This window comes from Nocardioides endophyticus (genome assembly GCF_039543845.1).
Taxonomy (GTDB): Bacteria; Actinomycetota; Actinomycetes; order Propionibacteriales; family Nocardioidaceae; genus Nocardioides; species Nocardioides endophyticus.
The window spans coordinates 112525-124513 of record NZ_BAABKN010000027.1; the positions used below are offsets into that span (position 1 = coordinate 112525).

The window sequence follows — 11989 nt, forward strand, 5'->3', positions numbered from 1 at the left end:
TCAGATGGTCACGTGCGGGGCGATCTGGGCCAGGGTCGCGTCGCCGATGCCGTCGACCTCGAGGAGCTCATCGACCGAGGTGAACCCACCGTGCTCGGTGCGCCAGGACAGGATCGACTGGGCGGTCACCGGCCCGACCTCGGGCAGCGCCTCCAGCTCGGGTTGCGTCGCCGTGTTGAGGTTGACCAGCGGCCCGCCGGGTGAGGCTGCGCCCGTAGCGGCGGCCGCGCCGGCGGTCGGCGCCGGTGGCCCGCCGACCACGATCTGCTCTCCGTCGACGAGCACCCGCGCCAGGTTGAGGGAGGAGAGGTCGACGCCTCGTCGCGCCCCACCGGCGGCCTCGACGGCATCGATCACTCGGGCGCCACCGTCGAGCACCACGATCCCCGGGTCGCGCACCTTGCCGGTGACGTCGACCGTCACCGACCCGTCCGCCGCTGACTCGACCCCGCCGGCCGCTGCCGGAGTGGCGTCGGCAAGCGGCGCAGCCGCATCGGACGGAGACGCGCCGGACGTCAGCGGTGCCGACGGGGCCTCGAGTCGATCGGAGTCACCGCGGACCACCCACCACCCCGTGACGGCGATGCCGGCCGCGACCAGCACCGCGACGATCACGAGCTGCGTCGGCCCCAGCGCGACCCGGCCACGCATGGCCTCCGGGAGCAACGCCGCCGCTCCGCGACGGGCGGCATGACGACCGGGCACGGGCACCACCGGCGCCGGCAGGTCTGGCACCGCAACCCGCTCCGGATCGGAGTCGGGCACCGCACGGAGCGGCCGGATCCGGGTGTGCCCGTCCAGCCACGACTCGTCCGCGCTCCCCGCTGGCTTCTCGGCCGCCTGCTCGACCTGGGTCGAGGCGAGCTCCGCGGTCAACAGCGCGAGCCGCCGGGAGACGGCCTCCTGATGGTCGGCACGAGGTCGGAGAGAGGTCATGCCGCGACGCTAGGCAGCGACGCCGACCATCGGCGACGCATGGACGCCGCCCTGTGCGCAACGGCGTCGGAGACGTCGCTGTGGACGGTAAACGGGCTGGTCTACCCGGCGTCGTCGAGCAGGCGGTCGAGGGTGCGGCGACCCCAGCGGCTCATCGTCGGGTTCGACTCCGCGTAGTACCAGACCAGACCCATCGACTGCTGGAACGCCCAGGCCATCCCGCGACGCCACTGCACCTCGCTGCAGCGCAGCGCGTCGCGCAGCACCTCCCGCCGTACGGCGTCCAGGAGGTGCCACGCACCCACCAGGTCGAGCGCGGGGTCGGCCGCCGAGAACCCGCCGCCGTCGAGCACGCCGACCAACCGACCGTCGCGAACCAGGACGTTGGGGGGCGTCAGGTCCCGGTGACACATGGCGTCCGGGTCGACGCTCGGTAGCGTCCGCAGCTCCGCCCACATCGCCCGCAGGCGCGGGACGTCGAGCAGGCCCTCGCTCTCCGCGAAGCACGTCTCCAGCCACTCGTCGTGGTCAGGCAGGCTCCCGCCTCGACCGTCACCCTCGAACCGCCTGCCGCGCACGTCGACCCGACGCAGGTCCGAGATGAAGCCGGCCAAGTCCTCGGCGAACGCGGTCGAGCTCGCCGGGTCCGCGTTAGTGGCGACCTGCCCGGGCAGCCACGTCTGGACGCTCCAAGGCGCCGGATATCCAAGCCCCGGCCGCCCGAGGGCCACCGGCACCGGCGTCGGCACCGTGCTGGCGTCGGCGAGCTCACGCGCAGCGCCGGCCTCGGCCTTCAGCTCCGCTTCGACCGCGGCCGGGTCCTCGGCGACCAGCGGGAAGCGTGCGGCCAGGTCCTCGCCGATCCGGAAGATCGCGTTGACGGTGCCGGCCGTCGCCACCGCCCTGACCGGCAGGTCGCGCCACTGCGGGAACTGCTCGGCGACCAGCCGTCGCACGGCCTCCTCGGAGATCTCGAGCTGGTCCTCGTGCATCGACATGGCTGGGAGGCTACAGCCGCGGGGCGACGCAGACCGCGATCATTCCCGGGCCGACATGGGCACCGAGGACCGCGCCGAGCTCGCCGCACCACACCTCACGCCCGCCGAGGTTGGCCTCGAGGCGAGCCGCGAGCTTCTCGGTGAGCTGACCGGCGCGATCGGGACTGGCGAGGTGCGCGACGCAGACGTCGACCGATGCCTCACCGGCCGCCAGTACGGCAAGCTCCTCGAGCCGAGCAAGCGCCCGGGCCGATGTACGCACCCGCTCGAGCGAGGCGACCTTGCCGTCCTCGATCTGGAGCAGCGGCTTCACCGCGAGCGCCCCACCCAGCAGGGCGGCGGCCGCGCCGATCCGGCCACCGCGGCGTAGGTACTCCAACGTGTCGACGTAGAACAACGAGGCCGACGCCGCGGCCCGGTCCCGCGCGGCCGACGCGGCCTCCTCGGCGGAGCCTCCCGCATCGACCACGTCGACGGCCGCCAGCGCGGCGTACCCGGTCGCGACCCCGACCTGCCGGGTGTCGACCGGGATCACCGGGATCGACGCGTCGCGGGCGGCGAGCTGGGCCGACTCGAAGGTGCCGCTCATGTCCCCGGACAGGTGGACGGACACAATCGCCGTCGCGCCATCGCTCGCGGCCTTCTCGTAGACCTCCAGCAGTGCGGCCGGGCCGGGCCGCGAGGTGCTGACCGGCTTCCATTCCTTGAGCGCCGCAGCGACCAGGTCCGGCGTCGCGCCGTCGGCGCCCTCGTCGTACACCGTCGCACCGATGACCACCTGCAACGGTACGACGACGATGCCTCGCTCCGCCGCCACCTCCGGAGGCAGGCTGGCGGTGGAGTCAGTGACGATCGCGACCTGGCGCGGCGACCCCGCCGACCCTACTGACCCCGCTGGCATGGCCGCAGGCTACCTGGCGCGACCGCCCGCGCCAGGCCGCGGTCGGGACAACTAGGACGGAATCTCGACCTCGTCGCCTCGGCGCTGGAACCCGCTCGGACTGAAGGTGCGTAGGACGCGACCCTTCCTGGTGACCTGGTGCCGGTAGTGGCGGAGGAACTCCCACAGCAACGGAGTCTCCTCCGGGATGTTGTTGTGGGACCGGTAGAGGTTATTGGTCAGCTTGACCATCGGGACGTCACTCGAGCGGTCCTTCCAGGTCCACGTCCGGAACCGGTCCTTCCAACCGCCCCGCCTGCCGGCTCGGGTGTCCACGTCCTCGAGTCCGAGGTCGTTGACGCCCAGGTGGTAGGCCGCCCAGGCGTCCAGGCGGTTGTCGATGTCGTCCCACAGGTCCCCCTCCTGGAAGGCGAGATCCCCGTAGCCGTAGATCAGGTAGGTGGGGATGGGGCGTTTCGCTGAAGGGTAGGTCACCCCGTCGATCTCCACCGTGCCGGCGGGACTCGGCGCCACCGCGAACGACGTGGAGGCGACCGCGGCGAAGTACTCGGGCTTCGCGAGCGCGAAGTTCTGGGTCACCGCACTGCCCGCCGACTGTCCCGTGCTGTAGAAGCGGGTCGGGTCGACGTCGTACTCGCGCAGCATCACCTCGCGCAGCTGGCGGAAGAAGACATCGGAGTCGCGGTGGCTCACGGAGATGGCCGACGCGCTGTACTGCTCGCAGACGGTCACCACGATGCAGCCCTCCCGTTCCGCGACCTTCCACCACTGGGCGGAGTCGAAGAACACCCTGTCGGTCTGGGTGTTGCCCGGCCAGACGAAGACCACGGGTGCCCGGCGACCCCACCGACGGCGCGCGGAGTCAGGCACGTGGACCAGGTACTCGCGTGCGTACCCCGCGACCTCCATCGTGCGCACCTCGACGTCGAGTCGGTCGTAGTCGGCTCGCTGCACCAGCTGGTTGCCGTAGGCGAAGAAGTTCTCGTAGCGCGAGTAGAACGTCAGGAAGGCCACGATCTGCCGCGTGGTCCGGGGGCTCCAGTAGCTGAGCGGGCGGTCCTGGACCGCGACCTGCGAGATCGGTCCCGAGTACGACGTCATCCACCGCTGCGACCCGCGCCGCTGCTCGTGGACGACTCCCAGCACCCCGTCCCGACGACCGTGTGCCTCCGCGTCGTTGGCCCGTCGCCAGTAGCTCACGCTGAACGACGCCGTCCGGCGTGGATTGATGTGCCAGGTCGGAAGCACGACCTCGTCGTGCCGGATGAGGTCGAAACCGTCGGGGAAGACGACGTCGGTGTAGCTGCCCTCGGTCCGCCCGTCGAACTCCAGGGGCCCGATGCCTCCGAGGTAGTCGGCCGGCAGGCCCGTGGAGTCGAGGTAGACCTGGCTGATCACCCGCAACGGGAAGGCGGCCGCCCAGGCCTCGAGCGGACCGGCGCCGGCGCCGTACCCCACCAGGTAGTGCTCACCGAAGATCGAGAAGTAGCTGTTCGCCTGGTAGAAGGCCATGGCCGCGTCGAGGTACCCCCGCTCGGTCACCGCGTCACCCCAGCCCTCGGCCCCGGGCTCCAGCAGGAAGAGTCCCTCTCCGCGGGCATCGGCGACGTCGCGCCACCCGGTCCGGCGCAGGAAGTCGGTGGAGTCGACGCCGTCCGGGACCGCCAGGACGGTGTAGTAGGAGCGGATCGGCGTCTCCGGTGAGATGTAGACCTTGGCGGTCCGTGCCGCGCCCGCAATCGTGAACGCCTTCTCCCAGTAGCCGGTCATCTCGCGCGGCAGCTTGTTGGCCCTGCTGTAGTCGAACGCCGGTGCTGGCCGTCCGTCGAGCGGCTGCGCCGGGCCGAGGGGACGGGAGCGGCGGGCCCGGGCCGCGGCGGCCGGATCGCGGACCAGGCCGGTCCCGGCTAGGGCGGCTCCAGCGGCGGCAGTGCCCCGGATGACGGTACGACGATCGACGTTGGACATGCGTTCTCCCTGTTCGACGGGCATGCGGCAGCGCATGCTGGACAGGCACCAACGCCGGTGAGGTCGGCCTCGATCGCGGCAGCCCAGACTGCCCCAGTAGACCGACGGATCAGGTGCGACGCGGATCGTCGCGCACGTCCCGAGCGTTCGTGCGTGTGATGGCCATCACTGCACCCGAGTCTCGGTGCCGGATCAGCACGGGGTCAACGAGTTGCCAATCGGTTGCCATCGTCCGACGACCGCGATCGATACGCGGGCCGACCGGGGACGGAAGTCGGGTGCTCCGCGGCCGCCGCGCCACTAGGCTGCGCGGACCGCTGACTACCCCGGAGGCCCCGTGCCGATGTCCAGGTCCACCATGGTCTTCCACACCGAGCAGGCCGCTCCGGTCGACGACTCGCGCCCCGAGCTGTCGGACCTCGGGCGCTACGGCCGGATGCTGGTCCGGCGCTTCGTCAGCAAGGCCCGCGCCGCCGAGCAGCCGAGCTTCCGCGGACTCATCGCGGAGCACCTGGCCAGCGACCCGGACGGACTCCCGGTCGTCGAGGAGCACTGGCCGGCGTACGAGCACGTCAACGTGCAGCGCGCAGTGGACGCGTGGCTCGCCGCGCCCGGACGTGAGCACCGGATCATCGGAGTCACCGACTTCCGCCACCGCGGACCGCTCGGGCTGGCCGACCTCCTCGGCCAGTCCCCGATCGAGCAGATGCACGGTCCGCGTCCGGGCAACGTGTCGCGGGCCAGCCAGCCGATCGGACCGGGCGGAGAGACGATCGACTGCGTGCGCGCGGCCGTCTTCCTGGTCGAGCAGGGCGAGGACCGCCTCGCGTTCCTCTATCGCGGCGCCGACCCCGAGAGCGACATGCGCGGGGTCTCCGTCGAGGTCGTCGCGACCCGCCCGGAGCTGGCAGCAGACGTCACCGCGACGATGCGTCGGCTCGCGCTCGAGCTCAACGTCTACCGCGGTCAGGTCGTGTCGTTCGGGCACAGCATGTTCGGCGAGCGGTCCTCGCTGCTGCGCTTCCACGATCGGCCGCACCTGTCGGCCGAGGACCTCATCCTGCCGCCCGACACCTTCGCCGACGTACGCCGACAGGTCGTCGGGGTCGCGCGCAACAGCGAACGGCTCAGGGCAGCCGGGCAACACCTCAAGCGCGGCCTCCTGCTCTACGGCCCGCCAGGCGTCGGCAAGACCCACACCGTGCGCTACCTCGTCGGCGAGCTGGTCGGCACGACCATCGTCGAGCTCACCGGCGAGACGCTGGGGGCGATCCGGGACGCCTGCTCGATCGCGCGGAGCCTGCAACCGTCGATGATCGTCGTCGAGGACGTCGACCTGATCGCCCAGGAGCGGGACCACTACGGCGGCGAGACTCCCCTGCTGTTCACCCTCCTCAATGAGATGGACGGTCTCGCCGAGGACGCCGACGTGGTCTTCCTGCTGACGACCAACCGGGCCGACCTGCTCGAGCCGGCACTCGCGTCGCGGCCCGGCAGGGTGGACCAGGCCGTGCACATCGACCTGCCCGACCGGGATGCCCGGCGTCGGCTGGTCGAGCTCTACTCCGGTCGCCTGGAGGTCGACCTCAGTGGGCTCGACGGCATCCTCGACCGCACCGACGGCGTCACCGCGTCGTTCCTCAAGGAGCTGCTGCGGCGGGCCGCGGTCGTCACCGCCGACCGCGAGGACACCCCCGACGCCGCCGACACGTTGACGGTGACCGCCGAGGACCTCGAGGTCGCCCTCGACGACCTGCTCGACACGCGCAACCAGATGACCCGAGCCGTCCTCGGCTTCCGCGAGGAGTGACCGGGTCAGACGACGACGTTGACGAGCTTGGGCGCGCGCACGATCACCTTGCGCACCTCACGCCCGTCGATGGCGCGTACGACGTCGGCGTGAGTCAGCGCCAGCTGCTCCAGGTCCGCCTCGGAGATGTCCGGGGCGACGTCCAGGCGGGCCTTGACCTTGCCCTGGATCTGGACGACGGCGACCACCGACTCCTCGACCAGCAGGGCGGGGTCGACCTCGGGCCAGCCGGCGCGGGCGACGGTCGGCTGGTGGCCCAGCCGCTCCCACATCTCCTCGGCGGTGTACGGCGCCACCAGCGACAGCAGGATCGCGACCGCCTCGGCGGCCTCGCGCACCGCCGGGTCGTCGGGACCGCAGCCGGAGTCGACGGCCTTGCGGGTCGCGTTCACCAGCTCCATGACCTTGGCGACCATCACGTTGAACCGGTACGCCTCGACCAGCTCGGCGGCGTCGTGCACGGTGCGCGCGGTGATCCGGCGCAGCGCGACGTCGCCACCCTGGGGCGACGTACCGACCGCCGAGGTGACGTCACCGGACAGCCGCCAGGCGCGCTGGATGAAGCGCAGCGAACCGGCCGGGGACATGTCGGCCCAGTCGATGTCGTCCTCCGGCGGACCGGCGAAGACCAGGGTCAGGCGTACGGCGTCGACTCCGAACTCCGCAAGTTGGTCCCCCAGACTGACGCCGTTGCCCAGCGACTTGCTCATCTTCTTGCCGCGGTTGATGACGAAGCCCTGGTTCAGCTGACCGGCGAACGGCTCACCGACCTCCAGCATCCCCATGTCGCGCAGCACCTTGGTGAAGAACCGTGCGTACAGCAGGTGCAGCACGGCGTGCTCCACACCGCCGACGTAGATGTCCGCGGGCATCCAGGCATTGGCCAAGGCCGGGTCGAACGGGCCGTCGGTGTACGTCGGCGAGCAGTAGCGCAGGAAGTACCACGACGAGTCGACGAACGTGTCCATCGTGTCGCTGTCGCGCTTTGCCGGGCCGCCGCACGTGGGGCACTCGACGTTGACCCACTCCTCGGCCGCCGCCAGCGGCGAGACGCCCTTCGGCTTCAGGTCGGCGCCGCGCAGCTCGGGCAGCTCCAGGGGCAGCTGGTCGTACGGGACGGCGACCTCGCCGTCCTTCTCGCAGTGGATGACCGGGATCGGCACGCCCCAGTAGCGCTGACGGCTCAGCAGCCAGTCACGCAGCCGGAAGTTGACGGCTCCCTGACCGGCGCCCTGCCGTTCCAGGAAGTCGATCGTGGCCCGCTTGGCCTCCGCGACGGGCAGGCCGTTGATGTCCAGCAGCGCGTCGACGCCGGCGGCGGGAGAGTTGATGGCCGGCCCCTCTCCGTGGAAGGCCTCGCCGTCGAAGCCCTCAGGGGTCTGCGTGGTCCGGATGATCTCCAGGCCCATGGCCGTGGCGAACTCCCAGTCGCGCTGGTCGCCGCCGGGCACACCCATCACCGCGCCGGTGCCGTAGTCGGCCAGCACGTAGTCGGTCGCCCAGACCGGGATCTGCCTGCCGGTCACCGGGTTGGTCGCCGTGACCCCCAGATCCACGCCGGTCTTCGGGCGGTCTGCGGACAGCCGCTCGATCTCCGTCTCCTTGCGGATCTCCTCGCGGTAGGCCTCGAAGGCGGCCCGCTGCCCGTCGGTGACCAGCTCCGCCGCCAGCGGGGAGTCGACCGCAACGACCAGGAACGTGGTGCCGAAGATCGTGTCCGGACGAGTGGTGTAGACGGTCACCGGCTCGTCGCGGCCCTCGATCGCGAACGAGACGTGCGCACCCTCGGAGCGCCCGATCCAGTTGCGCTGGGCGGCCACGACGCGGGCCGGCCAGGTGGCCTCCAGGTTGTCCAGCTCGTCCAGCAGCTCCTGGGCGTACTCGGTGATCTTGAAGTACCACTGCGTCAGCTCACGCTTGGTGACCTCGTGGCCGCAGCGCTCGCACCTGCCGTCGACGACCTGCTCGTTGGCCAGCACCGTCTGGTCGTTGGGGCACCAGTTGACCGGGCTGTTCTTGCGGTAGGCCAGTCCTCGCTCGCGGAACTTCAGGAAGAGCCACTGCGTCCAGCGGTAGTACTCGGGGTCTGAGGTGTGCAGCCGGCGCGACCAGTCGAAGGAGATGCCGTAGCGCTTGAAGGATTCGTACTGCGTCTCGATGTTGGCGTAGGTGTACGTCGCCGGGTGCTCGTTGTTGCGGATGGCGGCGTTCTCTGCGGGCAGCCCGAAGGAGTCCCACCCCATCGGGTTCAGGACCTCGTAGCCGCGCTGCCACCAGTAGCGCGCGATCACGTCGTGGAGCGCCGTCACCTCGGCGTGGCCCATGTGCAGGTCGCCGCTCGGGTAGGGGAACATCGTCAGCGCGTACTTCTTCTCGCGCGGCGAGTCGTCGTCGGCGCGGAAGGGCTGCAGCTCGTCCCACACCGGCAGCCACTTGTCCTGGGCGGCGCGTACGTCGTACGTCGCCGGCTCGTCGTGCTCGCTCATCGTCGTCTCTCTCGCGTGGTCTCGGATCTGCTCGGGGCACAAAAAAACCCCTCGGGCGTGAGGGGTGGCCGCACTGTGAAGGTGATCAGTGCGGCTGGCTAAGGAGCAGGGTCCTGCGCATGTGCCCAGGGTACCCGAACGTCAGGCCGCGGCGCTGGTCACCATGAGCGGCATCAGCTCGTGGACCCGGGCCGCCATCGTGTCGACGGCGTCGGCCGCGCCCGTCAGGTGCCCGAGCAGGGCCTGCTGGAAGAGTCCGTCGAGCACGCCGTACGCCGCCGCCGGGGTCATCGCCGGCGGCCGGCCGCACAGCTCGGCGTACTTGCTGACGATCCGCCAGATCATGTCCTCCAGCGTCTGGTCGATCATCAGCACCGCCTCGCGGAGCTTCTCCTCGAACATGCTCTGCGTGCGCAGGTCGTACCAGAGCCGGTGCATCGGAGCCTCGTCGCGCAGCGTCTCGACCAGCTTGGCGGCGAACGCGTCCAGCAGCCCCTCCGGGGTGGTCGAGTCGTCGACGACGGAGTCGTAGCGGGTGACGCAGCGCGCCTTGTAGTAGCGCACGCAGTAGATGATCAGCTCGAACTTGTCGGCGAAGTAGTAGTGCACGACGCCGTGGCTGAACTCCGAGTTGTTGGCGATCTCACGCAGGCTGGTGCGGGCGTAGCCGAGCTCGCCGAGGGTCTGCAGGGCGGACTCCGCGAGCTGGTTGCGGCGCTCGTCGTACTTGTCCGACGGGGCGCGCCGCGCCTCCTTGGTGCCTGCCATCAGCCGCCTCCTCGCTCGCTCGACCGCCTGGGTCGGGCGTCACTGTACGCGACCACGGCCGCGCCTCGTCATCGATCTTGACGATTGTCCAGACTCATCTGGACGTTTGTCCAGAAAAGTCTTGACAGTCGTCAAGGGTTACGGCCTACGTTGTGACGACCACCACTTCTGCCCCGAGGAGAACTCCATGACCGCTCTCGATCTCACGGGCCGCACGGCCCTCGTCACCGGAGGCGCGCAGGGCCTCGGCGAAGGCATGGCTCGCGCCCTGGCCGCGGCCGGCGCACGGGTCGTCGTCGCCGACCTCCAGGACGAACTCGGCGCGAAGGTCGCCGACTCGCTGGAGGGTGACGGTCACGGGTTCGTGCACCTCGACGTGACGGACGAGGGCAGCTGGGAGAACGCCGTCACGGCGGCGGCCTCCGACTTCGGCGGGCTGGACGTGCTGGTCAACAACGCCGGCGTCGAGATCAGCAGCCTCATCGTCGACGTGGACCCGAAGGACATCCGCACGATGCTGGAGGTCAACATCCTCGGCACCGCCCTCGGGCTCAAGTGGGGTCTGCGAGCGATGCGGCCCGACGGCGTCGCGGGCAACGGCGGCAGCATCATCAACATCTCATCGGTGGCGGCCACGATCGCCTTCCCGGGCATCCCGATCTACTCGGCCACCAAGTCGGCTGTCGACCGGATGACCCGGGTCGCGGCGATGGAGGCCGGCAAGCTCGGCTACGGCGTACGCGTCAACTGCATCTACCCCGGCCTCGTGCCCACGGCGATGGGCCAGGGGCTCGCCGTCGACATGGCGAAGCTCGGCCTCTTCGCGTCCCCGGAGGAGGCCGTCGGCGCGGTCGTCGAGCTGACCCCGTCGGGACGCCTCGGCGAGGTCGCCGACATGGCGGACGCTGTGGTCTTCCTGGCCTCCGACAGCGCCCGCTTCGTCAACGGCGTCGGCCTCCCGGTCGACGGCGGGATGGGGATGTGACCATGACTGCGAGCTCCCGCCCCGTCGTCGTCTACGGCGCCTCGGGCTACACCGGCCGACTGATCTGCGAGTACCTCCGCGAGTACCACGTCCCCTTCGTCGCCGCCGGCCGTGACGGCGGCAAGATCAAGGCCTCGATGGAGTCCAACGTCGCCGGCATCGAGACCGCCGACTACGAGGTCGTCGAGGTCAGCCACGACGTCGAGTCGCTCACCGACCTCTTCAGCGGCGCCGCGGTCGTACTCAACACCGTCGGGCCCTTCAGCAAGTGGGGGCCCGAGGTCGTGGAGGCCTGCCTCGCCGCCGGCGCGCACTACACGGACACCACGGGCGAGCAGGACTGGCTGATCACCTGCGACGAGCAGTACGGCGCCGACTTCGCCGCCGCCGGTCTCCTGCTGTCGCCGGGCATCGCGCAGATGTACACGACCGGCGAGATCGCGGCCGAGGTCGCGCTCGAGAAGCCCGGCCTGGACACCCTCGACATCGCGGTCTTCTGGGGCGGCAGCCCGACGATCGCCTCCACCCAGACGATCCTCTTCAACGCAGCGCTCTCCGGCGCGCACTACCTGGACCAGAACACCTACGTCCCGTTCGACCCCGAGGACGGTCACACCCAGCTGGTGATCCCCGGCCAGCACGAGCTCGGTCTCGCGCTGCCGTGGGGCGGCACCTCGCACCCGGTCTGGTACCGCCGGGATCCACGCGTCGCCAACGTCAAGGCCTTGGGCGGCGTCTTCAACCGGGCGCTGATGCTGGGTGTGCCCCAGATCGTGGCCGCCGCCATCGAGGCGACCAAGGACATGGAGGCCGACGAGAAGTACGACGCCCTCGCCGCGACCGCGGCCCAGGTGATGAACTCGATGCCGCCCCGCGAGAACCCCCGGGTCAACAAGTCCCTCGACTCGGTGCACGCCTCGGGCCCCCTCGGCCGGGCGCACTGCGTCATCCACGGCAACCAGAACTACAAGCAGACCGGCGCGCTACAGGCGTACGCGGCGTACTCCCTGCTGCAGCAGCCACCGAAGCGCGTCGGCTTCGCGTCGGGCTGCCAGGCCTTCGGGCACCGCGAGCTGCTCGGCGTGCTGCGCAGCTTCGGCCTCGTCTCCGAGCCGGTGCTGACGGTCGAGGGCTGAA

General features: G+C 70.6%; 9 protein-coding genes. 3 read left to right on the top strand and 6 right to left on the bottom strand.

Annotation, left to right across the window (positions count from 1 at the left end; all coding sequences use genetic code 11):
- The 4 genes from ABEA33_RS21090 to ABEA33_RS21105 form a co-directional block, all read right to left on the bottom strand.
- Complete coding sequence (locus tag ABEA33_RS21090) at nt 1-936, bottom strand: helix-hairpin-helix domain-containing protein (protein ID WP_345528983.1); 936 nt, start codon at nt 934-936, stop codon at nt 1-3.
- 101 nt (nt 937-1037) lie between these two features.
- A complete protein-coding gene (locus ABEA33_RS21095) occupies nt 1038-1934 on the bottom strand; it encodes an aminoglycoside phosphotransferase family protein (protein ID WP_345528984.1) in 897 nt (298 codons plus the stop codon).
- A 10-nt stretch (nt 1935-1944) separates the two neighbouring features.
- Nucleotides 1945-2835 (bottom strand): DegV family protein, encoded by an 891-nt coding sequence (locus ABEA33_RS21100; RefSeq protein ID WP_345528985.1) that lies wholly within the window; start codon nt 2833-2835, stop codon nt 1945-1947.
- A gap of 51 nt (nt 2836-2886) precedes the next feature.
- Nucleotides 2887-4803, bottom strand: a complete 1917-nt coding sequence (locus ABEA33_RS21105; RefSeq protein ID WP_345528986.1) for a CE1 family esterase — start codon at nt 4801-4803, stop codon at nt 2887-2889.
- Between the two features lie 343 nt (nt 4804-5146).
- Here ABEA33_RS21105 and ABEA33_RS21110 point away from each other — a divergent pair, with 343 nt between their 5' ends.
- Nucleotides 5147-6613 carry an AAA family ATPase gene (locus tag ABEA33_RS21110; RefSeq protein WP_345528987.1) on the top strand — a complete coding sequence of 489 codons (1467 nt, stop codon included), beginning with the start codon at nt 5147-5149 and terminating at the stop codon, nt 6611-6613.
- 5 nt (nt 6614-6618) lie between these two features.
- Here ABEA33_RS21110 and leuS read toward each other — a convergent pair whose 3' ends face one another.
- On the bottom strand, nt 6619-9099 hold the full coding sequence (leuS, locus tag ABEA33_RS21115; protein WP_345528989.1) for a leucine--tRNA ligase: 2481 nt from the start codon (nt 9097-9099) through the stop codon (nt 6619-6621).
- A gap of 141 nt (nt 9100-9240) precedes the next feature.
- A complete protein-coding gene (locus ABEA33_RS21120) occupies nt 9241-9867 on the bottom strand; it encodes a TetR/AcrR family transcriptional regulator (RefSeq protein WP_345528990.1) in 627 nt (208 codons plus the stop codon).
- 187 nt (nt 9868-10054) lie between these two features.
- Here ABEA33_RS21120 and ABEA33_RS21125 point away from each other — a divergent pair, with 187 nt between their 5' ends.
- A complete protein-coding gene (locus tag ABEA33_RS21125) occupies nt 10055-10852 on the top strand; it encodes an SDR family NAD(P)-dependent oxidoreductase (protein WP_345528991.1) in 798 nt (265 codons plus the stop codon).
- Nucleotides 10853-10854: 2 nt separating this feature from the next.
- The gene (locus ABEA33_RS21130; RefSeq protein ID WP_345528992.1) at nt 10855-11988 is read left to right on the top strand and encodes a DUF5938 domain-containing protein; all 1134 of its coding nucleotides are present in this window, start codon (nt 10855-10857) and stop codon (nt 11986-11988) included.
- Nucleotide 11989 lies beyond the last annotated feature (1 nt).

What these genes read in the sequence shown, in the direction of transcription:
- ABEA33_RS21090 (WP_345528983.1), bottom strand. Translation starts at nt 936, where the DNA reads ATGACCTCTCTCCGACCTCGTGCCGACCATCAGGAGGCCGTCTCCCGG.
- ABEA33_RS21095 (WP_345528984.1), bottom strand. Translation starts at nt 1,934, where the DNA reads ATGTCGATGCACGAGGACCAGCTCGAGATCTCCGAGGAGGCCGTGCGA.
- ABEA33_RS21100 (WP_345528985.1), bottom strand. Translation starts at nt 2,835, where the DNA reads ATGCCAGCGGGGTCAGTAGGGTCGGCGGGGTCGCCGCGCCAGGTCGCG.
- ABEA33_RS21105 (WP_345528986.1), bottom strand. Translation starts at nt 4,803, where the DNA reads ATGTCCAACGTCGATCGTCGTACCGTCATCCGGGGCACTGCCGCCGCT.
- ABEA33_RS21110 (WP_345528987.1), top strand. Translation starts at nt 5,147, where the DNA reads ATGTCCAGGTCCACCATGGTCTTCCACACCGAGCAGGCCGCTCCGGTC.
- leuS (WP_345528989.1), bottom strand. Translation starts at nt 9,099, where the DNA reads ATGAGCGAGCACGACGAGCCGGCGACGTACGACGTACGCGCCGCCCAG.
- ABEA33_RS21120 (WP_345528990.1), bottom strand. Translation starts at nt 9,867, where the DNA reads ATGGCAGGCACCAAGGAGGCGCGGCGCGCCCCGTCGGACAAGTACGAC.
- ABEA33_RS21125 (WP_345528991.1), top strand. Translation starts at nt 10,055, where the DNA reads ATGACCGCTCTCGATCTCACGGGCCGCACGGCCCTCGTCACCGGAGGC.
- ABEA33_RS21130 (WP_345528992.1), top strand. Translation starts at nt 10,855, where the DNA reads ATGACTGCGAGCTCCCGCCCCGTCGTCGTCTACGGCGCCTCGGGCTAC.